Origin of the sequence: Mesorhizobium sp. (genome assembly GCF_965229135.1) — a bacterium.
Lineage (GTDB): Bacteria > Pseudomonadota > Alphaproteobacteria > Rhizobiales > Rhizobiaceae > Mesorhizobium.
On sequence record NZ_OZ245860.1, the window covers coordinates 1,482,583 to 1,507,608 of the forward strand.

18 protein-coding genes and 1 tRNA gene are annotated in these 25,026 nt (G+C 58.3%); 7 read left to right on the forward strand and 12 right to left on the reverse strand.

Annotated elements, in window-relative coordinates; all coding sequences use genetic code 11:
* Positions 1-95: 95 nt before the first annotated feature.
* From ACO07C_RS07345 to traA, 4 genes are all read right to left on the reverse strand, one after another.
* Positions 96-2,306, reverse strand: a complete 2,211-nt coding sequence (locus ACO07C_RS07345) for an ATP-binding protein (RefSeq protein WP_421913523.1) — start codon at positions 2,304-2,306, stop codon at positions 96-98.
* The gene (locus tag ACO07C_RS07350) at positions 2,303-3,739 is read right to left on the reverse strand and encodes an SIR2 family protein (protein ID WP_421913524.1); all 1,437 of its coding nucleotides are present in this window, start codon (positions 3,737-3,739) and stop codon (positions 2,303-2,305) included. Before ACO07C_RS07350 ends, ACO07C_RS07345 begins: the two co-directional genes overlap by 4 nt.
* A 333-nt stretch (positions 3,740-4,072) precedes the next feature.
* Entirely contained in the window at positions 4,073-4,282 is a 210-nt protein-coding gene (locus tag ACO07C_RS07355) for a helix-turn-helix transcriptional regulator (RefSeq protein WP_421913525.1), read from the reverse strand.
* A gap of 127 nt (positions 4,283-4,409) precedes the next feature.
* Positions 4,410-7,457, reverse strand: a complete 3,048-nt coding sequence (traA, locus tag ACO07C_RS07360; RefSeq protein WP_421913526.1) for a Ti-type conjugative transfer relaxase TraA — start codon at positions 7,455-7,457, stop codon at positions 4,410-4,412.
* 173 nt (positions 7,458-7,630) lie between these two features.
* Between traA and ACO07C_RS07365 the strand changes: the two genes are divergently transcribed.
* Together ACO07C_RS07365 and ACO07C_RS07370 are read left to right on the forward strand one after the other, a co-directional pair.
* Positions 7,631-7,957: a conjugal transfer protein TraD gene (locus tag ACO07C_RS07365; protein WP_023711029.1), complete on the forward strand. Its 327-nt coding sequence runs from the start codon at positions 7,631-7,633 to the stop codon at positions 7,955-7,957.
* Between the two features lies 1 nt (position 7,958).
* Positions 7,959-8,246 carry a conjugal transfer protein TraD gene (locus ACO07C_RS07370; RefSeq protein ID WP_421913527.1) on the forward strand — a complete coding sequence of 96 codons (288 nt, stop codon included), beginning with the start codon at positions 7,959-7,961 and terminating at the stop codon, positions 8,244-8,246.
* Between the two features lie 322 nt (positions 8,247-8,568).
* Here the strand turns inward: ACO07C_RS07370 and ACO07C_RS07375 are convergent, their stop codons facing one another.
* The 6 genes from ACO07C_RS07375 to ACO07C_RS07400 are packed head-to-tail and all read right to left on the reverse strand — an operon-like array spanning position 8,569 to position 17,123.
* Positions 8,569-11,637, reverse strand: coding sequence for a type I restriction endonuclease subunit R (locus ACO07C_RS07375; protein ID WP_421913528.1), 3,069 nt, complete (start codon positions 11,635-11,637; stop codon positions 8,569-8,571).
* A complete protein-coding gene (locus ACO07C_RS07380) occupies positions 11,634-12,257 on the reverse strand; it encodes a retron system putative HNH endonuclease (RefSeq protein WP_421913529.1) in 624 nt (207 codons plus the stop codon). The genes ACO07C_RS07375 and ACO07C_RS07380 overlap by 4 nt, the downstream gene beginning before the upstream one ends.
* Before the next feature lie 2 nt (positions 12,258-12,259).
* The gene (locus ACO07C_RS07385; RefSeq protein WP_421913530.1) at positions 12,260-13,579 is read right to left on the reverse strand and encodes an AAA family ATPase; all 1,320 of its coding nucleotides are present in this window, start codon (positions 13,577-13,579) and stop codon (positions 12,260-12,262) included.
* A complete protein-coding gene (locus tag ACO07C_RS07390) occupies positions 13,576-14,874 on the reverse strand; it encodes a restriction endonuclease subunit S (RefSeq protein ID WP_421913531.1) in 1,299 nt (432 codons plus the stop codon). Before ACO07C_RS07390 ends, ACO07C_RS07385 begins: the two co-directional genes overlap by 4 nt.
* Positions 14,871-16,874: a type I restriction-modification system subunit M gene (locus ACO07C_RS07395; RefSeq protein WP_421913532.1), complete on the reverse strand. Its 2,004-nt coding sequence runs from the start codon at positions 16,872-16,874 to the stop codon at positions 14,871-14,873. Before ACO07C_RS07395 ends, ACO07C_RS07390 begins: the two co-directional genes overlap by 4 nt.
* Positions 16,875-16,919: 45 nt before the next feature.
* Positions 16,920-17,123 carry a type II toxin-antitoxin system Phd/YefM family antitoxin gene (locus ACO07C_RS07400; RefSeq protein WP_421913533.1) on the reverse strand — a complete coding sequence of 68 codons (204 nt, stop codon included), beginning with the start codon at positions 17,121-17,123 and terminating at the stop codon, positions 16,920-16,922.
* Positions 17,124-17,248: 125 nt separating this feature from the next.
* Between ACO07C_RS07400 and ACO07C_RS07405 the strand changes: the two genes are divergently transcribed.
* A complete protein-coding gene (locus tag ACO07C_RS07405; RefSeq protein WP_421913534.1) occupies positions 17,249-18,187 on the forward strand; it encodes a GIY-YIG nuclease family protein in 939 nt (312 codons plus the stop codon).
* A gap of 21 nt (positions 18,188-18,208) precedes the next feature.
* Here the strand turns inward: ACO07C_RS07405 and ACO07C_RS07410 are convergent, their stop codons facing one another.
* Both ACO07C_RS07410 and ACO07C_RS07415 read right to left on the reverse strand, forming a co-directional pair.
* Entirely contained in the window at positions 18,209-18,364 is a 156-nt protein-coding gene (locus ACO07C_RS07410; RefSeq protein WP_421913535.1) for a hypothetical protein, read from the reverse strand.
* Positions 18,365-18,585: 221 nt separating this feature from the next.
* The gene (locus ACO07C_RS07415; protein WP_421913536.1) at positions 18,586-20,952 is read right to left on the reverse strand and encodes a hypothetical protein; all 2,367 of its coding nucleotides are present in this window, start codon (positions 20,950-20,952) and stop codon (positions 18,586-18,588) included.
* 607 nt (positions 20,953-21,559) lie between these two features.
* Between ACO07C_RS07415 and ACO07C_RS07420 the strand changes: the two genes are divergently transcribed.
* The 4 genes from ACO07C_RS07420 (at position 21,560) to ACO07C_RS07435 (ending at position 24,862) form a co-directional block, all read left to right on the forward strand.
* Positions 21,560-22,054: a hypothetical protein gene (locus ACO07C_RS07420; RefSeq protein ID WP_421913537.1), complete on the forward strand. Its 495-nt coding sequence runs from the start codon at positions 21,560-21,562 to the stop codon at positions 22,052-22,054.
* Positions 22,055-22,179: 125 nt separating this feature from the next.
* Positions 22,180-22,812, forward strand: a complete 633-nt coding sequence (locus ACO07C_RS07425) for a hypothetical protein (protein ID WP_421913538.1) — start codon at positions 22,180-22,182, stop codon at positions 22,810-22,812.
* Between the two features lie 101 nt (positions 22,813-22,913).
* Positions 22,914-22,987 (forward strand) — tRNA-Cys (locus tag ACO07C_RS07430).
* Between the two features lie 189 nt (positions 22,988-23,176).
* Complete coding sequence (locus ACO07C_RS07435) at positions 23,177-24,862, forward strand: hypothetical protein (protein ID WP_421913539.1); 1,686 nt, start codon at positions 23,177-23,179, stop codon at positions 24,860-24,862.
* The last annotated feature ends 164 nt before the right edge of the window (positions 24,863-25,026 follow it).

A 25,026-nucleotide genomic window follows, 5' to 3' on the forward strand; every position in this document is an offset into this window, starting at 1 on the left:
TTCATGGCGGCTATCTCACTGCGCTCGCCATTTTCAGGCAGTTGCTTGTTCACCAGTTTTCCTCAACGCGGTCTTGGTCGCGCCGAAAACCGAAATCAAAACGGGATTTCGTCGTCAAGCATCTCTGCCGTTGTGATGGTAGTTGGGGCAGTTGGCGAGCCGGGACTTGGGGCAGGATATGGGCTAGAGCTCGCGTCACCAGGCGCGGGTGGATCATCCGCTGCTATAATCGACGACAGATCGATCTTCAGCGGATTGGTGGCGCCTCGATACCACAATTTTGAAATCTCAGCGTCGTGACTGTCAGGACGCGGATGCGCCGTTCGAACCCGAAACGTCGCCGGTAGTGCTACTGCGCTCCCGAATGCCAACGCGTGCTGCTTTGGCAGAGTGGGCAGCCGCTTCAAAATGGCATCCGATATTGAAGGCGTCATCTGTCTAATTTGCAGCAGATCATCTGGATTTTGAATCCGATGCACCAAGAAATTGGCACACTGAGAAAGCACGGTTTTGGACAACTCACTGGGCCGTTGCGACGCCAGGATGAGTAGAAGGCCATATTTCCGACCTTCCTTGGCGATGCGTTCAAAAACCACACCCGCATCGACGGCAAAGCGCGAGGGTTTCTCCGAAATATACCGATGTGCCTCCTCCAGCACGAGATGGATCGGAAACTTGTTCCGGTTTTTTGACGCGCGAAGCAGCTTGAAAAGCGTGCGTCCTACAAACGAGGTGACGAGCTCAACGATTTCGTCATCGACCTGGCTGAGGTCAATAACAATGACGTTGGCTTTTTTGATGAAACTGCCGTTGTTCGATTCAAGGCCAAGCAGATTCTTATAGTAATCCGAAACACGGCTCCGCGCCGTTTGGCCGCCCAGCAAAGGAGCCCGCATGAATCGATAGTCCGCCCGGTCGCTTAGAGCTGAATGACGCGTTAGCATCGATGAGCAGTAGTCGCGGATTTGGCGATTGCCGTGCGCCTCTGCATAAAGGATCGCAAGTTCGAAAGCGGTTTCTAGCTCCGGGAATTCAAAAGGCACATTTTTGTAGGTCGGCATTTTCGCGTCGGGCAAAATAAACCGGTCGATGGCGTCCAGAAAATTCTTTTGATTTTGAGCCGCGCTAGCAGCACCTGATGGATTGAATGTCCCATATTGCGAGTTGAAGTTATTGCTTGTAAGCAAGTCGGTATTCAGTTGACTATCTGCAAATCGCTCAAGCACGCCGTAAATAAGCTGGCCTTTCCCACCAGCGCCTCCCCCTACATCATTCTGAAATGCTCCCTTCGCGGCAGACGCGATGATGTGGCGGCGCAATTTTATCGCGTCGGCTCCGGTTGCTGCAGGTGCCATGAACGTTGCAATCCCCAGAGCATTCCGCAAGACCGGCAGCTGCGCCCGTTCGCTGGCCTTTAGCAGTAGCTCCCATTCACTGAAATCGAGCATCCAGTGCGGAAGGGTTAGTTTGCCCTCGTCCGCAGACCCATCGAGAGTGAGAACGGTCGTCTGAATCCCGTGCGGTAGTGCACCCAATGCCGCTTCGTACTCACCATTCACATCAAACACCACAAACGTCGCCCCGCGTGCGTGATGCTCATCCGGTCGCTCAAACAGCGACTGCATAACCGAAGCGACCGTACAGGATTTTCCGCTCCCGGTATTTCCAAGGATTGCGACGTGGCCGCCAAAAAAGGCGTCGATGCGAACCTTTACGTCATAGTCCTGAAATACGCTGGACTTGCCAATTTTGAGCGCTTCTAACCTCGTCCCTGCTACGGCTATCGGCGAAGTGATTTGACCATCAGAGCCGGCAGTTGGCCCTTCTGCTTCTGTAGCTGAGCTCCCTGGCTCGTCGGCGACGACCGTGTCCGCCGTATCGAATACCAGATCGAGTTCGCTGGGCAGAGCATATAGCGCATCCGCGTATAGTGAGGGGAAGGTTGTCACGCCGAACCGGAACTCAAACTGCCGCTGAACCAGACCGTTTCGGGTTTCGTCTGATTTTTTCTCAACAATGTTGCCGACCGGCGTGAGATCCAGAAACTTTGCCGATGCGGCCTTATCCAATTCTCCCGCGTGGTCGGATGCTCCTGGGTCCCGCTCTCTCAACCCAACAACTTCGGCCACCACTTTTTCGGATTGGACAGGGATGATTACGAAGCTCCCAATGCGCGCGACGTAGTGGATGCCATCAAAGCCGACGACGGTAAAATTGTCCGTGCGTCCTTGCATCTCCACGACAAAGCGATCGGAGGTGACAGAAACAACCTTTCCAATGGTGCGGGCGCGCTCGTCGCTGATCACTCAGTCTCACCCTGTCCTTGACGCGGTTGACGGCCGACCATGGCGAGAACTTTTTCTAAGGCGACATCAATACGGTCGCTTGGAAGGTAAGGCAGAAGGTCGTCGACCATCGGCGCGAAGTAATGTGCCTGCTGACCATCAGGTCGCTTGCCGCCCACAATCCAAATACGGGGATCGTCGAGGTCTCTCAGCCTGCCAATCTCACCGTCCGTGTCGGGGTCGGAAAATATGACCAGACGGAAAGTTGGGATGGAGAGGGCCTGATAAATGATGTTATTTACGTGATCATCGCTGAAGCTGTAGCCAATTACGAAAAGCACGCTTTGCTCGCGAACCACGCGCTCTTGAAACTGCCGGAACAACTCAGCGTACGGCGTCCCAAGTGTGAAGCCCTGCTTCGCCGGAGTTGGATAGATTATGATCGGATCGCCCTCGCCAGCCTTTGGCGGGCCAGGCAACTCCCTTACCGGATACAGACCGTCCTTTGCAGCAACCCAGTTGATCGAACCGTGCAGCTTGCAGAGATAAAGGTAGCCATCGACGGCGGACCATTTTCTTGCGCCGACATCAATTTCCTCTGCGAGGGCATATCGGTAGACGGCGGGATTGAAGCGCCGATCTATAGTTCCGCTAAATCCATTCGAATAAGAGACGCCCATTCGGTCGAGCGACTGTTCACTGAAAAGGTCATAGTTGGTTGTGAAAATCCAAGGGCGTGGAAGGCTGCGCTCACGAAAAACGAGGCGGCGATAAAAGCGCTCATACGTATCGCGAACCTTTGTGTCGCCTTCGGAAAACAGACCGGTCGACATCTTTTTTACCAGGAAGTTGCGAAGTTTCAGGATTACGCTTTCGACTTCATCTGTCGCGGCGAGAGCGTTTCCGACCGGCGCGATGGCTCCAGGACTTGCTGCCAGATTAGGGCTTGGCTCATTTTCTTGCTGACTTGCTGATACTGGTTTTGCGAAACCGAATTGGAGTGCAATCAGCTTCTCCATTAGGCGTTCAAGGTTGCCAGCATAGGCAGCGTCAGCGATATCCAATCCGAACGCCGCGACCAATTTCTGGCGCTGCTCCGTTGTCGCCCCATCCTCGGCGGCCAATTCCATGAATTCTTCGGCGAGATATTTCATCGTCGGGATGCCGTGCTCGACCCAACCATCTTCGGCGGACTTTTTTACGGAGAAAGACGAAGTTCCCGATCCGAATAGAAACGCGATGTTCCGGCCATTTAGGGCTTGCGCCAACTTTCCACGTGCAAAACCAGCCTGCCGCTGCCACTCGGCCTCAGGGTCAGTCTGAGGAGCGTCGCCGGCAGTGCCTAAATTTCGCTCCGCCGGGGGAATTATGTTCTCTTTGCCCTGCAGGAACCTAAAACTGTTTTTAGTCGCCGAAGGAGGTGCGCCGGTGACAGGATTATTTCCTTCAGTCATTTTTGTTACCTGTCGGCGAAAGGAATAAGGTCGGCAATTATTCTGCTTAATTGCCGCTATCGCAAGCTCCTCGTACTTCCATTGGGGTGAGTTGTTGGCATTTGGGGGACCTAACTTGGCCTCTGGCTCACGCCGAACGATCGCGCGCTTAACAGCGGCCTTCGAGGCCGTGTCAATGACCTCAGAAAATCTGAGAGGTTCGGTTGCAAGAATAGCCGCTTCTCGAATCACTCAGCCGATACCGGAATGTCAGCAATCGGCTCCTACTCGGTCTGAATCGGTGAACCTTTATCGATGGCCGCGATGTGCCTCCCGACCGATTGCCGCTAGTCGCTATCCTTCCGCCCCCGCTCTTGGGCACCACGAGATAGGGTCTGCGATCCACCGATTGATATCGGATTCGCGCCAGCCGGCACCATTGACGCTAATCTTAATCTGAGCCGGGAATGTGCCTTCGGCGATCTTGCGATAGACTGTTGAACGGGACAGGCTGGTCCGGGCAAGGACGGTTTTGAGGCGTATGATACGATCCGGCTCGGACATAACTGCCTGCACCTCACTGGTTCTTGCTGATTCTGCTGGGACAGAGAGGACCAACCCATGCCGGAGGCAATCAAGTTTGTCGCCTCCGCCGTCTGCGGCGTGAAAACGGCGGCAAATCGGAGGGGTGTCAGAGCCCAAGGCCCCGCCCCTTACCGATGCCGTGGTTGAACGCGATTTCGACACCCAGGCGGCGGCCGGATTCGACCTGGATGCCAAGCGCCTTCTTATGATTGGCAAGCAGCGATTCAAGTTGAGGATCGCGTTGGAGGCTCTTGGCCATATCGGACATCGCCGAGCGCGTTGACTTGTAGCCGGACATGTCGCCGGCCTGATATTGCTCCCGTCCTGTCCGATCGAGCTTTTGCCAGCGTTCCACGAACCGGTCGGCACGGCGGCCGGCATCGATGTCCAGTCCGGTGCGGATTTCCGTCTCAAGCTGGAGAGCAAGCACGATGCGGCTGACGCGGCCGGCGCTCGCTTCACGAACCAGCTCGGGGTTTTTCACATAGGCCGCTTCGGCATCGCGCCAGCCATGCGGTCGCACCTTCTCGAAAGCGCTACGGGCGTCCCTCAGTTCGCGCATCTGCTCGGGACTGCCCTGCCCGTCCGGATTTCCAGTCCTGAGGATCGCGTCGAGCGCACGCGCGTGACGCACAAGCGCCTTCGTGCGAGCGCCGCGCAACGCCGCTTCCGCGTCCACCGGCACATTTGTGTCGCGAGGCACTCCGGTGGCTAGATTTCCTCTGCCGGGCGTCGGGCCAACATCTCCGATCTGCGCCCCAACATCTTCCCTTTCCGGTCTTCGGCCACGTTCCTGCATGAGCTCGCTGTCTCCGAGCGAGCGCAATCCGTCGACCAGCCCACCGATCCCGTCGCGCAGCTTCTCAGGAACGATCCGGCGCACGATCTCGACCAGGCGCTCGCGGAAGGTGATACCTCGCTGCTCGGCATAGCTCCGCGCCGGGTCGACCTGCTCGTAATCCGACGCCATGTCCTTGGCGCGGTCCCGTGACAGCGTGCGCTCCAGCCGTTCGCGGGTCGCGAAGTCATCGCTGCCGTAATGCAGGTCCATCCCGTCTCGATGCCGCGACAGTGCGACGTAGCTGCCATGCGCATCCATGCCCAGCGTGGCGAGTACATGGGTCCGGTCGACGGTCATGCCCTGCGCCTTGTGAACGGTCGCGGCATAGCCGTGGTCAATGTGGGCATAGTCTTTCAGGTCGAAGCGAACCAATCTGTCGTCATCGGTGCGCACGGTCATGCTTTGTTTGCTGAGCTCCTCCACAATCCCAAGCGTTCCATTCTTGACGCCGAGCCCGCGCTCGTTGCGCAGGAACATGACACGGTCGCCGCTGGCGAACTCTCTTGCACCGCGCTCCACATTCACCTGGACATCGTCGCTGAGTTCTCCAGCAGCGCGCATGCGCTCGCGCGCTGCCTGGTTCAGCGCGCGCACCTCGTCGTTTGTATGGGTGAGGATGATCCGGCTCGCCTCTGGATGCGCCTGTCTGTCGCGATCCCAGCGCTCGACGAGTTCACCTCGCGCTTCATCGCGCGTTGCAGCCTGATGCACCATGCCTCTCGCGTCGTAAGCGCTGATTGCGGCACCGATCCTGCCGGTTGCCAGATCGCGCGTGGCATCGCGCTGCCAGTCCTCGCGCTGCCGACGCACCTGGCCGATTTCGACGCCGCCATGTCGCTCATGAATCGAGCGGAATGCAGCACCCGCTTCGATTGCCTGCAACTGCTGCGGATCGCCGACGAGGACGACTTTTGCGCCAACATCCGCCGCATGGGAAAGCACGCGCTCCAACTGGCGCGTGCCGACCATGCCGGCCTCATCGATCACCAGGACATCACGCGTGGTGAGCAGATTCCGGCCCTGTCCCCAGCTGTGCTCCATACTGGCGATGGTGCGTGACGGGATGCCTGATCCGCCTTCCAGACTCTCGGCGGCTATGCCGGAAAGTGCCGCGCCTCGAACCTCGTAGCCCGCCGCTGCCCATGCCTGGCGCGCAACGCCCAGCATGGCGCTCTTGCCCGTTCCGGCAAAGCCGACAACGACACCAAGACCGCGGCCTTCGGTGATATGCGCAAGCGCATCGGTTTGCTCGCCTGACAGGACAAGTCCGCGATGCGCAGCCCGCGCCAGCGCTGCCTCGCGATGCGCGTCACTCACCGCGAGGCGCCCGTCCAAATCGATACGCTCTGCAGCGTGGTGAAGGCGCTGTTCGGTCTCGATCATCTGCCGGGTGGTTAAACGGTCTTCGCCGCGTCCGTCCTTGCCGAGTTCGACCAGATCAGGTGCATTGCTGACGGCTGCCACCACCTCGTTGAACTGCTCCATTCCGTCGCTGTGGCGATGCGCAAACTTCGCAATGTCCTTTCGGGTGAATGTCGATTGCTGATGGGTGATGGCATCGAGCGCCAGGTGAGGATCGGCAATGATGCGCGCACCATTGTTGCGCGCGATCTCGCGATGCAGTTCGGCGCGATCTGCTTCAATGCCGCCAGCGTCCAGGCCACCGACCTCAATGCGTTGAGCCGGTGCACCAATCTGCGTCTGCGGCTCCAGGGCAATGCCCTGCGCTTCCAGACTGCGATGGTCGATGCGGGCATCGATGTCGAGTTCGGCCAGGCGTTCATTGGCAAGCTCCGCCCACCGCTCGCGCCAGCGCTCGACCAGTTGGGTAGCATTCCAGTCTCGGACCTTCGCGCCAAAGCCGCTCTCGCCCACCGACCGCATGGTCAGCATGACATGAGCATGCGGCTTGGGACTGCCATCCTCCGCCCGGTCCCAGTGCACATTGAGATCAGCGATCATGCCCTTGCTGACAAACTCGACTTGTACAAAGTCGCGCGCCAGTTCGATGCCTTGCGCCTCGCTGAGTTCACGCGGGAGCGCAAACTCGACCTCGCGGGCAAGCTGCGCATCCCTGCGTACCTCGAACGCCTCGACATCGTTCCACAGTCGTTCGCGGTCGCGCCAAGCCTCCGGAGCATCCTCAGGCAGCATCACCTCGGAATGGACGACACCGCGTTTGGCTGAAAAATCATGGCTGCGTTCGATGCGCTCGTCGCGCAACCGCGAGGCCGAGCGGTAGGCGGCCGACGCAACAGCACTGCTCCCAGCCTTGCGGCCAATGACCTTGACGTGAAGATGATAGATCGCCATCGCGACGAAATCATTTGCACATCAAAGCGCACGTCGGCACGACGTATAAGCGCGCCCTCCCTCGAAAAATTCTCGGGATGGACCAGCCCGTCCCGGGCTGTCTCGGCAACCCTGAAGCCTTCCGGCGGACGCTCCCCTATGATCATCCGATCGACAACCGATGGAGAAAGCACATGCGCAAACCACGGGACTTTGACGCGGAACTAAAGGCGCTGGAGGACAAAGCCAAAGAACTGAAAACCCGTAAGGTGCAGCAGCTTGGCGACCTGGTCATCGCCACCGGCGCCGATCAACTCAGCAGCGACGAACTGGCCGGCGCACTGGTCGCAATTGCCGAGACGAAAGACACCTCAAGGCGTGAGGCGTGGGCCAAGCGTGGGGTGATGTTTTTCGAAAACAGGTCCCGGCGAATTGCTCCGGCATCTCAGCGCAACCCTCGCGGCGCTCCAGCACAACCGGGCAGCCCACAATCGCCGGCAGGCGGCACAGGCTCGCAGTGACATGCGCACCTGGCAGGTCGAGCGTCGCAAGCGCACACGGGAGCTCATCGAACTTGGCGGTCTCGTCGTCAAGGCAGGCATCGTCGAGCTCACCAATGACGATCGCGCTGCGATCTACGGCGCACTGCTCTGGATCGCCGCCAAACTGCAGAGCAATGAAGGTGAGCATGCGCGCGACCTGTGGAAGGCGAAGGGGAAGTTGGCGTTTGCTGCGGAATGGCATAAAGACCAAAAGAGCCAGCCAAACAGCGGTGGTCGGCGAGCGGCCGATGCAAAGCCGCCCGTTTAGTCAAACCCGGCCAACAAACATGCCAGTGTGAAATCGGAATTTACACTGATGTCAGGTTCGCGTTGGCTGTTTTGAGGCCGTTTGGGCCGGGAGCAGACTGTCGGGTTTCTCAGAATCGACGGCAGTTTCCGCCGATCAGGTCTCATAACTTAAGGTCACAGGTTCCAACCCTGTCCCCGTAATCCAGATACCACAGCCAGTTCAACAGCTATGCAAAGCCCGGCTTGTACTTGCCCGCGAGGCTTTGCTTGTGTCAGTCTTGGGCCATTCAGACGCCGTCGCGACGTCCCCTGACCCGGCCGTCCGATGCCGAACTGACCAATTATGATTCTTCCTGGGTATCAGCCCTTGGGTTTGCTGGGGGGCCGTCGCCAGGGGTGTTGCGGAGCTTTTGGTATGCCTCCGAAGAAAGCCAGCCGGTTACGACTTTCTGGAACGACTTATCGTTCATGAACCGCGCGAAAATCTCCTCGTTCTGGTCCATGCGTTCGACAAACAGCGCCTCAAGCAAGTTCTTGAATACCAGTTCGAACTTGTCGCCTGGATTGACGGCTGCCGCCTGCTTCAGCGCCATGTCGGAGATTGCTGCCTCCACGATCTGATCGAAGAACAGCTGATCGGCCTGATTGAAGTCAGTGCCGAAGCGGTCGTTCACGACATCGATGAGCCGCGAAAGCGGAACCGCCTCCTCATGAAGGACGCCGGTTCCAACTTCGGACGGGCCATCGAGCCGGTTGGCTTGGCCATCGCTCAGGCTGATGGAGCCTTCGCTGATCTTCTGCAAGCGGTAGTATTCGAGCCGCACTTCGTCATCGAACTGGTAGGACGGCCCCGCTCCGCGCTTCGGCAGCTTGGTCGCGAGGTGCCGCAGGAAAACATATAGGCGTTCGAGGTCTGTATCCTGGTAGGGGATGATTTGGCTTAGGAAGCCATAGAGGCTGCAGAAGGCCATCAGCTTGCCCCGCCACAGCTCGGCCTCGTCGGGCTCTTCATGCTGAAGCTCTTTGAAGCGCGCCACACACGGGTCAAGCGCAGCATTCATCAACTGATGATCGTTCGGGCTCTGGCGCTGGCGTGGCTTGAAATAAACGGCGCTGAAGCGTTCAACGTCGGCAGTCACATAGATTCCGTCGGCATCGAGTTCGCTCTTGATTTCGTACATTCGGGCCGGGTCGACTTCCTCGCCGATCTCCGCGCCTTCGAAATAGGTCTTGAACGCCTCTCGGATTTCATCTCGCTCGTTGACGAAATCCAGGACGAAGGTGTCTTCCTTCAAAGGGTGGATGCGGTTCAAGCGTGATAGGGTTTGAACAGCTTGGATTCCCGCAAGCCGCCGGTCGACATACATCGTGTGCAGCAAGGGTTGATCGAAACCCGTCTGGTATTTTTCGGCGACGAGCAGTACCTGATATTCCTGGGTGGCGAAGACTTCCGGCAATTCCTTTTCACGGACGCCGAGATTCATGCCTTCCTCGGTGTAGATGACATCCTTCAGCTTGTCGTCCGTGACGACGCCCGAGAAGGCCACCAGCGACTTGATTGCGTAACTCTTCTCCTTGATGTAGCGGTCAAAGCTCTGCTTGTAGCGCACCGCTTCGAGGCGGGAGCCCGTGATCACCATCGCCTTGGCCCGGCCGCCGATCTTATGCTGGGTCGCGGCGTGGAAATGCTCGATCATCACCTCGGTCTTTTGGCCGATATTGTGTGGATGCAGCTTGAGGAACCGCGCAAGCGCCCGTGCTGCCTTTTTTCGCTCGACGTTAGGATCACCCTCGCTCGCCTTGAGAAGTCGGAAATAGGTGGCGTAGGTCGTGTAATGCTTCAACACGTCGAGGATGAAACCTTCCTCGATCGCCTGCCGCATCGTGTACCGGTGGGCGGGCTTATCGTCGCGTCCGAACACCTTGAAGGTCTTGTGCTTCGGCGTCGCGGTGAAGGCGAAGAAGCTCAAATTCGCCTGCCGTCCGCGCTTCGCCATCGAGCGGTAGAGTTCTTCGACATCCTCTTCGTCATTTTCCGCCATGTATTTCGCGGCTTCCTCGCGAAGGCCCTGGCCGCCGAGAACCTCCTTGAGGTCGGTCGCTGTTTCGCCGCCCTGCGAACTGTGGGCCTCGTCAATGATCACAGCGCAGTGCCGCGACTTCAGCGTGCCGCCATCCGCCTCCCCGCGCTCTTCCGCTATCTTGGCGAGCTGGCGCGAGACGAAGGGGAACTTCTGCAAGGTGGTGATGATGATCGGCACGGCGCTTTCGAGCGCTTCGGCTAGCTGGCGTGAACTCTCGTCGATCTTCTGCACGACGCCATGCTTGTGCTCGAACTGGTAGATCGTGTCCTGGAGCTGCTTGTCCAGCACTACCCGATCGGTAATCACGATCACGCTGTCAAAAATGCGGTTGTTCTTGTCGTCATGCAGCGACGCCAACCGGTGTGTGAGCCAGCCGATAGTGTTGCTCTTGCCGCTGCCGGCCGAGTGTTCGATCAAATAGTTATGGCCGACACCCTCGCGCTGGGCCTGCTCAACCAGCGCACGAACCGCCTCAAGCTGGTGGTAGCGCGGAAAGATCATCGTTTCTTTCTTGACCTTCCGGCCCTGATCGTCGCGCTTTTCCTCGATTTGCAGATGGATGAAACGTGCGAGCAGATCGAGCAGGCTGTCCCGCTGCAACACCTCTTCCCAGAGATAGGCCGTGCGATAGCTGCGCCCGTTCGGGTCGGGTGCATTGCCAGCACCGCCGTTGTTACCCTTGTTAAAGGGCAGGAAATGGGTGGCTGATCCCGCAAGCCGCGTGGTCATGAACACAGTGTCGGGATCGGCCGCGAAGTGGACCAGCATGCGCCGCTTGAACTCGAAGATCGGCTCACGTGGATCGCGATCGTTGCGATATTGGTGCAAGGCATGCTGGACGGTCTGTCCGGTCATAGGATTCTTGAGTTCGACCGAGGCGACCGGAATGCCGTTGATGCTGAGCGCCACATCCAGCGACTTCGCCGACACCTTCGAGAACCGCAGCTGCCGGGTTATGCCGACGCGGTTGGCCGCGTAGCGCGCCTCAAGCTCGGGATTGAGCCCATGCGCTGCCTTGAAGAAGGCGACGCGCAGCGTCTTGCCGTAGCATTTGAAGCCGTGGCGTAGGGTGGCGAGCGAGCCTTCTCGATCCATCCATTTGGTGAGGTCGGTCAGTATCAGTGCGCCGGTCTTTTCGCCGTGCAGCGCTTCCAGCGCCCTCCATTCCTTGGGCTGGGTGGCGCGGATGAATGCAAGCACCGTCTCCGGATAGATCGCTCGGTCACGGTCAAAACCTGTCGCAGGTTCCGGCACGGCGCCATTGGCCAGCATTGTCGATTCAATGAGGGTTTCGAAAGCGCCTTCCGAATGCCGGGCGTGGTTCATGCCGCTGCGCCTCCTAGCTTTTGCCTGAGGAACCAGACCGCCACTGGACTGAATGGCTGATGCTCCGCCGCGTTCATGCGGTGATCGATCTGTTGCTGAACTCTTTGGCGCGCATTCGGTGTCGAGCGCCACCAGTTCAGCACGGAGTCCAAAACCGCTTTTCGGCTGTTCTTCAGATAATTTAGATTCAAACCCAGAACGTCGTTCAGCTGCGTATTAAAATCGCCATCGGCGCTTTCAACTGTGCCATCGGCGCGATAGCGCAGTCTGCTTTCGATGACATGGGCAGGGGTTGCCGGGTTCCAATTCAGATCGCGGTTGGCCTTTCTGGTGTCGCAATGTTGCTCGGCCGGTGATTTCCCCTCGCCGCCCAGGCACGCACCTAGCAGATTTCCATAGGCAAGTTGCTGCTGAGGATAGTTCGCCTGGCATTGCCAATGCTCGATCTTCATCTCGGTCGACACCGCCCCAATACGTCCGGTGCAGTAACAGCATATGCCCCTCTGCTCGCCAACGAGGGCAGTGCGCAGCGCATCCTTGTGCGCATAGTTGTCGTAGTTGCTGTGCGCTTGTGCCCGGTGCTGCGTGAGACTGTTCGGCTCGGCGCCTTTGGTGATCATCCTCACGCATCCCCCTCCATGAAGTCGAGGAGCGTTCGCGCACGGGTGATCTCGGGGTCGTCCTCTCCGATCTTCTTGGACAACATCTTGATCGCCGCCTTGGCTTCGTCGATCCTCCTGTCACTAATGAGCCTACCGATACGGCTGATTGCTTTCTCGACTGTCGGGTTCCGTGAGTCCGTTTCCATCACCTCTTCAAGCACGCGGCTCGAGTCGATCCCGAAAGACCTACTAGGCGAATAGATTCGCCCGTTCTTGATCATCTGGATTTTTTCGTGAGGCACTTCTCCGACGATCTGCGGAGAATGGGTGGTGGCGATGAACTGGCAGCTCGGAAAGGTCGTTTCGAGATTTCCCGCGATCTTCCGCTGCCATCGCGGATGAAGATGCAGGTCGATCTCGTCGATGAGAATTACGGCGTGGGCGCTCGTCAAAGGATCATCCAGGCGTGGATTGGCCTGCGCGAGACGTTTCGCGATATCCAATATAAGTGCCAGGACGCTGCGCTCGCCGTCCGACAGCTGGCGCACATCAAGGGTCGTGCCGTTGATGTCGATCTCGACTCTTGAAGCGCTTTCCGCAGATGGCCGCAAGTTCGAATAGCCAGGCAGGAAGCGTTCAAGCGCGGTGCTGATCCCATCGACCAAATGCCGCGAGGCAAGGCGCTCTGACGCGAGTTCGATTTGGGCACGCATCCAGTCGGCGAACTGGCGAAGGCTGAGGGCGTTGGATTGGAGCGCGTTCACATAGGCGAGCTGGCTGGTGCCGGCGGCAGATTTCCGTTCCGCCTGTTCGTTCATGATCGACCGGGCGGTGGAGTAGTGAATAATCAAAGGGGCGCTGGGCTCTCTGCTCGCCCGAGCCTTCAGGTCGTTCTTTGAGGGGTAGAAGAATACGGGTTCTGCAGGCGACACCGTTTCCTGTAAATCGCGTAGCTGGTTGCGCAGGCGATCCCTGGGGCGTGCTGTTTCGAGGATTTCACGACGCAGGCGCTCAACGTTCTCTGTTGTTTCAGCGGCGACCTTTTCCCGCCATTCGCGCAGGCGGACAAACGCCTCTGCCTCATCACCGAAACTGAGATGCAACGCGGCTTCGGCAAAAAGCGCGTTGCCATGAATGTCGTCGATGCCAAAGCCAAGGGGTTTGAAAGGCATTTTCTGAAGGACGGACAGGAGATGCGAACCGCAAAAGCGGATAGCGTCCAGTGCCGTGCTCTTGCCGGCGCCATTGATGCCGATGATCAGATTGAAGCCGGGATTGAAGCTGAACTCGGCCTCGTCAAAGGCCCGCACATTGTCGAGCGATAGCCGCGTGACCTTCATGCCGCCTCCGGAATATCGATCTCGCCAGTGACAGCGGCAGCTATAAGCGCGCCGCGGCGTTCCTTTAGCAGCGAGATGGAATGCTCGGTGGTGGCGCGAAGGCGGTCGATCTTGGCTGTTTCGGTTGCGATATGGCGGACGATCCTGCGTTGTTCGTCGAGTGGCGGGTAAGGGAACCAGAGCGCCAGGAAATTTTCCGAATAAAGCCTCAGGAAGCCCTGTGAACCGGTGCCAAGCCCAGTCGATTCCGAACGGAAAACGGCCTGCAACAACGGTGTCTTGAACATATGAACGTAGTAGTCTGCGGAGATTTCAAGAGATGGCCAGAATACAGCATAGTCCGGGCTGACAAGGCCATCTTGGGTCGTAATCGCAATTAGCCCGGTGGCAGCCCGCATGCGGTTTACAACCAATTGTCCGACTGACGTTTTCTTGTAGCCGATCAGTTCCTCAGGGCGAGTTAGTTTATCAGACACATCGTTGTGCGGCACCAAACCTCGTTCCATGCGGAGCGAAAGCAGAACCTCAGAGCCATCTGTGCTCCGCTCGTCGCGCTCATGAAATAGCCATTTGCTCCGCTTCATTTCCCAATGCACGGGGATGTCGCCGAGCCATTCGATGCCGGAGGGGCGCAGGCGGGCGGCGGGGTTGAGACCGCGCATGACAGCCTCGGCGACAATCGCCCGTCGCTTTTCGGCCAACAGTTCGAGCAGAAGCTGCTTGGCAGCGATCAGGGCATCGATGTCGGCGGTTTCTCGGTCGAGGAAGCGAGCAATTGCACGTTGAATGGGTGTCGGCGGCACGGGAAGCGCCATCGAACCGATGGCATTCTTTGGTATGCCAAATCGCGTGATACCGTTGGCGGCTAGTTCCAACTGAATTCGCAATGTCTTTGATTGCAGGCACCGAAAAAGGAACGCGCCAACCAGCTTTTCAGGATCGGGTCGAATCATGGCCAGATGGTAGCCGCACACAAAGTCATCTGCGGTCTCAGTCACCAAAGCGGGAATGGCGATGTCGTCCCAAGACTCGGAGTCCTTCGTGATTACGACATCGTCAGTGAGCAGGTGAAACTTGTCGATCTCCGCTTGTGTTGCGGTGCCCGCCATGAACTCCATGCCGAGGTGGATCGTCTCGTTGTTATAGACGTCTGTGTAGTTGCAGAGACGAACCGGCAATTCGTCATCCGATGGAATCTTGTCGACGTTGCTGACGGCATACTCAGCAACCGATCGAAGCGGACGAACAGTCCAACTCCGAGGGATCGCTGTTTGCCAACCATCAATGCCGCTCATTCCGTCACCTCCCGCAGCAGCCGGAGGATTTCGTCTTCCGCCTTCTTGAGGTCCGCATCGATCTCGGCCAGCTTGCGCGGCGGTGTGAACTTGTAGAAGTGGCGGTTGAAGTTGATCTCGTAGCCGACCTTGTCCTTGCTGCGGTCCATCCAGGCATCGGGCACATGGGGCATCACCTCGCGCTTGAAATAGGCGTCGATATCCTCCTTCAGTGGTACGTTCTCGAAATCGCGCAGGTCTGCATCGGCCTCGAAGCCTGAGCCTTTCTTCACAGCCGCGCCCTTCGCGTCCTTCACGGTGAAGACCATGCGGAACAGCTTTTCCTCCGGCGACTTCCAGCGCGAGCCTGCCTTCTTCAGTAGCTTTTCGATGCTCGCCCAGGCGGCGTTCCAGTCGAGTTGCGGCTCGCGGCCAAGCGTCTTGTCGATGGCCTGAATGTGGTCCAGCAGGTGCGGGGCGGTATCGAGGAAGCGCGCCTTGTCCTCCAGCGTCATCTGGTAACGCAGCTTCAGGGGCCGCTCGACGGTGACGCGGGTATAGCCGAAGTCAGCATTGTCAAATACCTTCGATTTCTCATTCGCTTCGAACCGGCCATAGAGCCGGACGATATCGGCGATCTGGTCGGGCTCGTCGGCGCGGTCATCACCCGGCTCGGCCTTGCCTTCGCCGATCTTGCGGCGCTTGTCGCCCTGGCTGCGGCGCATGGGAATGAAGGTGTCGCGCGCATCGACGAGCTGGATTCTGCCCTTGCGCTCGGCCGCCTTCCGGTTGGTGACGATCCAGATATAGGTGCCGATGCCGGTGTTGTAGAACATCTGCTCCGGCAAGGCGACGATGGCTTCAAGCCTGTCGCGTTCGATAATCCAGCGACGGATTTCGCTCTCGCCGCCACCCGCGCCGCCGGTGAAGAGCGGCGAACCCGAAAAAACAATCGCAGCGCGCGAGCCGAACTTCAGCTCTTTCGGAGCGACCCTTTCAAACTTCGACATCATGTGCTGCAGGAAGAGCAGCGATCCATCGTTGACCCTCGGCAACCCGGCACTCCAAGGGTTCTCCTTTGGGGCTTTCTCGTGTCGGCGGACGATTTCCTTCTGCTGCTTTTTCCAATCAACGCCGAAGGGAGGGTTTGCGATGAAATAGTCGAAAGCCTGCCCTTCAAATTTGTCGTCTAGAAAACTATCCCCGAATTGGACGTTTTCACCGCCGCCGTTGTGGTCGACCTCCTTCATGAGCATGTCTGACGCAGCAGTGGCGAAGGCCCGCTTGTTATAGTCCTGCCCATAAACATAGAGATTTGCATCAGCGTGATGATCGCGCATGTACTTCTGCGCGCCGGCGAGCATTCCGCCTGTGCCGCAGGCTGGATCAAGCATCCGCATCGCAATACCCGGCTTGCTGAGAAGATCGTCTGCATCGAGAAAAAGCAGATCGATCATCAATGTAATGACTTCACGCGGCGTGAAGTGATCACCAGCTGTCTCGTTGGCCAACTCATTGAACCGTCGGATCAGGTTCTCGAAAACGAGGCCCATCTGTTCATTCGGCACCACCTTCGGGTGCAGATCGACATCGCAGAATTCCTTGATGACGAGATAGAGGATGTTAGCTTCGCGCATCCGCTCGATTTCGTTGCCGAACTCAAAGTAATCGAAGATTCGGCGCACGTTGGGAGAAAACCCGTTGATGTAGCTCGTCAAATGGCTGTGGATGTTGTCGGGATCGCCCTTTAGCCGCTGAAAGTCGAGCGGCGAGCAGTTGTGGAAACGGTGACCTGAAGCCCTGTTCAAGATGCGGTCGAGCGCATCGTCCTCGAGCTTGCCACCCTTGCGGCGCTCGAATTCCGCCAACACTTTCGGCTTGGTGTCGGCGAGCACGCAATCGAAGCGGCGCAGAACGACCAGCGGTAACATTACGCGCTCATATTGAGGCGGCCGGTAGGGCCCGCGCAGCAGGTCGGCAATCTGCCAGATCAGGTTCGCTAGGTCGGAATGGCTGGCCATGCTATGCTGCCTTCCGGGTTGTTGCCGCTACTCTATTCGTCGTCATCACATCTTCGGCCCTTTGCCCTTTGCGGACGCTGCCGTGGAGCGCTGTTCTTTTGCTAGACCTAGAAGGCGTTCGTATTCTTCGACCGCCATTACCACCACCACTGGCCGCCCGTGCTTCTCCACAACCACGGGCTCCGATCGAGCAAGATCGATCAGGCGTCCAAAACCATACTTGGCGTCTTTCGCTGACAGGCTGTGCATGTCGCGGCCCCTAACCAAATCGAAATTCACTTTTTGGCCATTTTGGCCCATTTATCAATGGGAGATTTGGCGATAGCCTGTCGAAAGTTGGCACATCCGCCATCCGTGACCGAAAGAGGCAGCTCGTGGCAGAACCCGTTGAGGCTTTTGGCCGAACCATCCAGCTCTTCTTGGTTGACGGGACGCCGAACGGACTCGCGATCGCGTCGATCCACGGCTGGACCGGGTCCGTTCTGGTTGCTGCGCAATCAACCTTTGCCAAACTCCTCGCCCGACCCGAGGTCGACCGGACCGGCATATATATCCTATTCGGTCCGGACCCCTCGGATGCACTGTCGATGCGAGCCTATATCGGAGAAGCGGACAGCGTACGTGAGCGGATCGCACAAAGTGCAGCAAGTCGCGGTTTCTGGGAGACCGCAGTCGTGATCACGACCAGCGATGAAGCTCTAACGAAGGGTCATGTTCGCTACCTTGAAGCACGCTTGATCGAAATGGCGACCGGTGCCGGTCGAGTGAGTCTCGATAACGGCCAAGCACCGAGCGCGGACAAGCGGAGAATGCCAGAAGCCGATCGCGCAAACATGGAGGCTTTTCTCGCAAACTTGAAAGTGGTGCTGCCAGTCGTAGGCCTCGACCTACTGAAGCCGCGTCCGGTTGCAGCAACCAAGCCAGCTGGAAACGTGTCGGACATCGGTCAATTGCGTTTCGAGATCCGTCACAAGAGCGGGGTCAAGGCAACAGGCGTGGAGGAGGAAGGGGAATTTATCGTACTCGAAGGCAGCGAAGCACTCAAAGATGCAGGGTATCAGGGCGCAAACTCCTACGGCGAGCTAAAGCAGGAATTGATAGCGCAGGGCGTGCTCGGTGCGTCTGCTGACGATAAGTTTTACCGGTTCAGTCGACCCTATGCATTCAAGAGTCCATCGGCAGCCGCAGCGGTGGTCCTTGACCGTAATTCGAACGGTCGCTTGGAGTGGAAGGTGGTCGGATCAAAACAGACCTACCATCAGTGGCAGGAAGACAAGGCCCAAGCGGCCGAAGCAGCGCAAGTTTCGGCGTAACTATTTTGGATATGCGCGCTCCTAATCGCGCAGCCAGGTGTCCAGCATCGCCCGTTCCGGCGCCGCGCGGGGCGGCAGGCGTTTGATTTCATCGGCAGGTCGTGCATGGAAGGCACGGTCGTAAAGCCACACCGCGCGCAACGACCGCTGGCCCAGAAGCTGCCGTCGCGAAAGCACCTCCGAGCATCCACTCCTATATTCGAAAGCTGGTCCCGGCGGCACGCGCCTTGAGATGAACAGGAAAGCCGCCTGTTTGACAACTACAATATGGCAGCTTTTGGGAATTCATCACTTTCAACTGTATGTCTGACTTGGGGGCGCAAAGCTACCAAAGCGAAGCGAGGTGTCAAAAGTCCTTCGAACTCGTCAGTGTGAATAAGTCTTTCGCCTAACCCCTCTTAAGCTGCCTGCCAGACTTGATTCAATATCCGCGCAGCAAGTGCAGCTTTGTCCTGCGGCAAAAAGCGACCGTAGTGGTGCGCCACCATGTCGGGCGTGTCCTGGATCGCGTAACTTGCCTGTTCATATGAGCCGGTCTGTTTCAGGATGTGCGTCGCCAGCACGTCACGAACATTGTGCGGGCCATGAGGGAGAAGACCGGAGATTGCGCCGCGTTGAGTATATGGATTGTAAATGCCATATCGCTGGATGGTCAGGCGCCACGCCTCATAAAATGTATTTCGATCGTATGAGGCGTCCTTGCTGGTCGCCTTCACCGTTTTGATAAAGAAGGTGCCGGGGTCTTCCGTTCCTCCAAGCAGCACTCGGCGGTGCCGTTCGATATACGCTTCGATGTGCTCGTATAAGCCACCCAGGTTTGGCAGGACGAGCCGAAATGGTTTGCTCCCGAAAAAGGATGAGTTCGCGTTCTTGAACGCGACTGAAGGAATAAGCACCTCCCAGCCATTTTCACGTTCGGTCCAGCGGAGTTCACCGCGCTTCATGTCGGCAAGCTGGCGCTCAGATCTCGGCAGTCTCCCACGTTCACTGACCATCAGTTGACGCAGGTTCTTCTGTCGCAACCCAAGATGCAGCCCGAACCGAAGCATCAGGAACGAGCGCACTGCTTCGGCGGCAGGACGGCGATGGAAGCGCTCATCAGGCATGAGCCGAAGAACCTCTTCAGTGATCTTTCGATACTCGCCGACTGGGCTATCGGCCTCCAGCACAGGCATGATTGGTTCAAAGGGATCACGATGCACACGCGCGACACGCTGAATTTCCTTCACGCGAGAGGTGGCGTGCTTAAAGTAGACATCGCAGGCGTCGCCCCAGTCCCCGCTCGCGCGATCAATGTCGGTCTGTGAAACCAGTCCATTGATGGGACGGATCCGCGACGCCAGATGAGGTTGCTGCCTGAGCCAGCCCGTGTCTTTGCGGGTGAGCGCAAGAGAAATTCGCAGCATGTCCACCTCCCACGCAGTGTAGAACCCGCGCCGCCTCTCGCGCCATTGGACATACCAATCCCAGACCGAGGGGAAGACGAGCAGGCCAAATGTCAAATGTTGCGTCGGCATGCCATAGCCGCGTACTGGTCCGCGCGGATGCGCGGCCAAGGCACCGAACATCAAACCGAGATGCTCAACCTTCTGCGATGCCGTCTCCTCGCCCCAAACACCGTTGCGCTGCAGACCGAACGCAGTAAGTGTCGCAGTCTTGAAGCGGATCAGATCCGCCATTTCCATGGCAAGCGCAGGTGGAGCGTCGATGACGCCGGACATCAGGTCCGGGTCCGTGAATTGGGCGCCATGATCGTCCTGTTGCTCGCGCTGAACTCGATAGCCGTCATTTGCAACATCCGACTGGCCATAGGTGATACCCGGGAAACGGATGGCGTAACGCTGTTTCAACGCAGCCGCCTGGAATTTCCGGTAGTCAGTTGATCCGCTGATAATTACGCGCCGAACCCATTCCAAAATCTCTTCCTGCTCCTCGGAACGACGCGTGTTGAAGTCGTCAGGCAGGTGCCACGCAAGCCGACGGCGTTCAGCTGGGCCGATATCATCGAGAATGTGGCCGGAGGCGGAGCGCGTCTGAAGCGGGAGTCTCGCTTTAAAATACCCTGCTGAAAGACGATAACGACGCTCGATCCGCGCTAGCACTTCCATGCTCGCCACGCTGCGCGGCGATTTTAATCCCTGGAGCCAGTGACGAATTGTCGAGCGGTCTAGACTTTCGTCGTCTCGCACGACGGCACGATGAAGATGCCAATAGCTGTCGCCATGGCGGCGCATCTGGAACTCCAGCGCCGCCTGGAAGCTCGGGTGATCGGACGCTTCCTCGAAAAGTGGTGGTGGGAACTCCTCGATAGCGCGCGGTTTCATGCCGGACTTTTGCCGGTCGACCGCTACTGCGGGCTCCCGCTCTGACCGCTCGAGCTTTTTTTGACGACTTGGAACTGGCGCCTTCCCTGCCGGCGGTTGCGGGCGTTCCCGCTCATGACGCTGCGGTTTCGTGTTGCGACGGCCGGCGATGGTCGCCCGCTTCGGCGCAGCCTTCGTATTTCGAGCAATTGCATCCAATGCTGGTTCGATTGCGGTCCGGGCAGATCGCAGCGTTTCACTGTCGAGGTCGCAACAAATGCCGATTTCTTGCCAATCATAGCCGCGCAGTTTTCGCGGCGGTGTTTTAGCACAGGAGATCAGGTTGAGCAGAAACGCTCTGATGCGGGCACTTTCTTGAGGGGGAAACAGTGGGTCGAGACGGATACGGCAAAAATCAGAGATTTTGCGGGAGAGCAGTCTGGTATGCGAAGTTTCAGTCATGTGAGCAAGCGATGGGGTTCGTCAGCGACGGTGAGTGGAGGAGTGCGCGCGCACATACGCGATTCTTGTCGCTTGGGAGGACCAAAGCGCATGTATCTGACAGAAATGTCGCAAAAGCGTTATATGAGCACAAGCTGGAGCTAAAGGGCGCCACGCCGGACCCACTTCCGACTCAAACCCGCAGTGGAAGGATCAGAACCCGTCGCGGCAGCTTTTCATGCTCCGGCCTCGCTTGCGAGCTCGCGCAATTCGGTTGGTGCAGTACGGCAGAAAGTTCGAAAAGCTTCCAAGAACCCCAGCCAAGTTTCTTTCTCGTAACAAAACAGCAAGTTAAGCGAAACTCAAAGCCTGTGGCCGGAACACTTTTTGGCCATGGCAGCCTTTGCACCATGTCACGCTACGCCGTCGTTGCACATCGGGCCGCCAGTCATACGGTCTCCGGGCATTTTACCCCCCCATGTTCAGATTGGTTGCCATGTGCGCAAACCGGGACCGCCGGTACCCGAAAACCGCCATCGGGCGCGATCGAGACACCCTGCTGTGTCATTGCCATGAGCAAGGCGATGCAGCATCCTGGCCCGATCGCGAAAAATAAGGGTGTATCGAGATGAACACCGAGGCAGGAGCCCAAGAGACCGCCAAGGAACCCTTTATCACGATCGGCGCTATATTCGCCTTCTACGTGGTCGCTGAAGGGTTGCTGCGAGCCTATGAGTGGTTCGCAGGACACCATCTTGAAATTACGGATAACAGCACCTGGCTTAAGATGATCGGCATCGGAGGAAATCTCGTCTTTGGCGGGCATTTCCTTTACAGCGCCTGGGAGAGTCGCAAGCTAACCGGCTTTGTAGTCGGCGTGACGCTTGTTCTTGGCACTGTAATTGGCTCCTACCTTTGGGTCACCAGCCTGCCCGAACAAGGCAGGCAGTGGATCGAAACCGTTCAACAAATGCCAGACGGCACAATCTTTCCGGATCCATACGATCATGGGCGATTAAAGCGGAAGCAAGGGTTGGGAATCATGCCTGTTGACGGGCCATTCGACGTTGGCCGTCCGGAACCGTGCCTCACACCGAACAATCCGATTGGATGTCAGCCGTAATCCCTCGCCCGCGTTGCGCAAGCGGTGGCGCGCGCGTGAGAAAACCCGAGCCAAAAAGATCGGTGGCCGTTGATGGGTGCCACTGGCTAAGCTTCCTGAAGAGGATTCCCGACCGAGGCCGCATCATGCCAACCGATAGCCAGTACATTCTCGAAAGCATCAGCCAAGGCTGCGTGGTGCTTTCAGATGGCGAGTTCGTCATCGACAGGCTGGTGAAGTATTTCGGCAATGGGAGGATCCGATGGCATGTCGAGTTCCATGGGCACCGCATCGAGTTGACGACAGGCCAGCTCAAGAGGCAGCCCGCTTTCCGCAGGAAGATGCTCGAAGAGGCTGGTGTGTTGCCACCCCAGCTTGCCGGGGCTAGCTACAGGCGATGGGTTATCGACCTGAGGAGGAACGCCGTTGAGCTTCCGTGGCGAGATAGACCGGTCGATACCGGTTTCTCCATCGACCGGCTCTTCAGACACGGGGACGGGCGCTGGAAGGTCGAATACCAGGGCAAGGTCATCAAATTCACGACGACCAAACTCCGCAGGCAAGTCAGTTTCCGCAAACGCATGCTGGCCAAGGCCAAGGTGCTGCCGCCCCAACTGGACCCGGCCGCCTATCGGAAGTGGATCGACTGGCTCATTCAAAACTCCGCCGAGGCTGCACCGCAGGCCGACGATGCCCTCAGGACCGAGAAAAGCTGGCTCGACGACCTGCCAGAGTTGGCAGGCTGGCAGAATGAGGCGCCGGTCCGGGGGACTCGCTGAAAAAAAGAGCAGCCAAGCCGAAGGAAACTCATCTGATCAATGAAAAGAGGCTTCCGAGGGCGAGGTTGACCAGCATCGGCCTGACGGCATGAGAGCCCCGCGGTCCGAGGGCGGGACGGTGACGCATCAGTCTGCAAAACCGACATAATGGGTTCAATTCCCATTCAGACCTCCATTTTCAAGAGCCGCCCGTGCTTGAATAAGCGGGGCGGCTTTGCTTTCGAGGCGACACCAGCCTTTGCCCTCTCAACAGTGATGTCGGCACTCTTGGCGTTTGCCATGCCCACAGATTTCAGCTCAGATTGATGGCGAGGAATCTGGCTGAAGCTTCGCTCGCGGCTGACAAGACATTGCATGAGACACCATGGACCACTTCAACCTCGGCACCTACCGCCGCCCCATCTCTACCCAATCAGTTGAAACCCAGCGCTGGTTCGATATTGGCCTGAACTGGTGCTACGGCTTCAACCATGAGGAAGGCATCAAGTGCTTCGAGAAGGCGCTGGAGACCGATCCAGCCTGTGCCATGGCGCACTGGGGCATCGCCTATGCCGCCGGTCCCTTCTACAATCTGACCTGGAAGGAACATGGCGAGGCCGAGGCCAACATCGCGACCAAGCGTTGTTTCGAGCATGTCCGGCTTGCACGCGCCAACGCCGCTCGCGCCAGCGACGTCGAAAGGCGATTGATCGAGGCATTGGCCTGTCGTTTCCAGAAGCCGTATCGGGTGAGCCCGCAGGAATTCGAGCGGTGGGACGATGCCTACGCCGCCACGATGCGAGGCGTCTATCAGACCTTTCCGGACGATCATGACGTGATGGCGCTGCTGGTCGAGGCGTTGATGATGCGCACCGTGCGGCGCCTGTGGAACCTCAAGACCGGCGAGCCGGCCCCCAATTCCGATGTCGTCGAGGCCCTGGAGGTGTGCGAACGGTCAATCCGGCTCGCCGACGCGGCCGGCATCGCGCAACACCCGGCGATCGTCCATCTGCACATCCACCTGCTGGAAATGTCTGTCATGCCCGAACGTGGCCTGCGCTCGGCGGACCTGCTCGGCGAAATGTGCCCGGATGCCGGCCACATGAACCACATGCCCGGCCATATCTATGTGCTGTGCGGCGAATATGAGAAGGCAAGGCTTGCCAGCGAAAAGGCGGTTCGGGCCAACGACCTCTATCTCGCCTATGCGGAAGAGCCGACCTACTATCTGCTTGGCTGCTGCCATGACCTGCACTTGATGATGTTCACCTGCATGTTCCTCGGCCAGTACAAGCCGGCGCTGTGGGCCGCCGACAGGGTGCGCAGCCTGGTGACGCGCGATGTGGTCAGCCTTGCCGACCGGCCCAAACTCACCCAGACGGTGGAAGGCTACCACGCCATGAAATCGCATGTGCATGTGCGCTTCGGCCGCTGGCAGGAGATCATCGACGAACCGGTTGTCGAAGAGCCCGACCTCTACGTGCTGACGGCAGCCATGCAACACTACGCCAAGGGCGTCGCGCATGCGACGTTGAGGAACTTCGATGCGGCTGAACAGGATCGCGAACGTTTCCACCGGCACATCGCTGGCATCCCGCCGGAGCGGCGTTTTCTCAGCAACCCGACGCGCGCATCGCTTGGCGTGGGTGCTGCCCTGCTCGATGGTGAACTTGCCTATCACCAAGGCCGGCATGAAGAAGCCTACGCCCAGTTGCGGCAGGCGGTCGAGCTTGATGACAATCTGTCCTACACGGAGCCGTGGGCGTGGATGCACCCGCCGCGCCACGCGCTGGCCGCGCTGCTTCTCGACCAGGGTCATGCGCAGGAGGCCGAACAGGTCTATCGCGACGATCTGGGCCTGAGCGGCCGGGTACAGCGCTGTGCCCAGCACCCGAACAATGTGTGGGCTCTGCATGGTCTGGTGGAATGCTTGAAACTGCGCGGCGACACCGAAGAATTGTCCGCACTGCAGACTAGGCTCACCGCGGCGTTGGCCAAGGCGGACGTGCCGATCAGTTCTTCGTGCCTGTGCCGGACCAACGCGGGACCGGTCCACAGCTGCTGTCATTGATATCCGCCATCGCCGGAAGGCTCGCTTTGCTCGCAAATTGTATCAAAACCGCTGCGCAATTTAGCGAAAGATGAATTATGATGCTGTCCTTGATTGCGAGTTGACGGCTGCCGGAATGGGGACAGCTGTCTTGCGGGCGGAGGTGACAAATTGTCTTCTCGGGG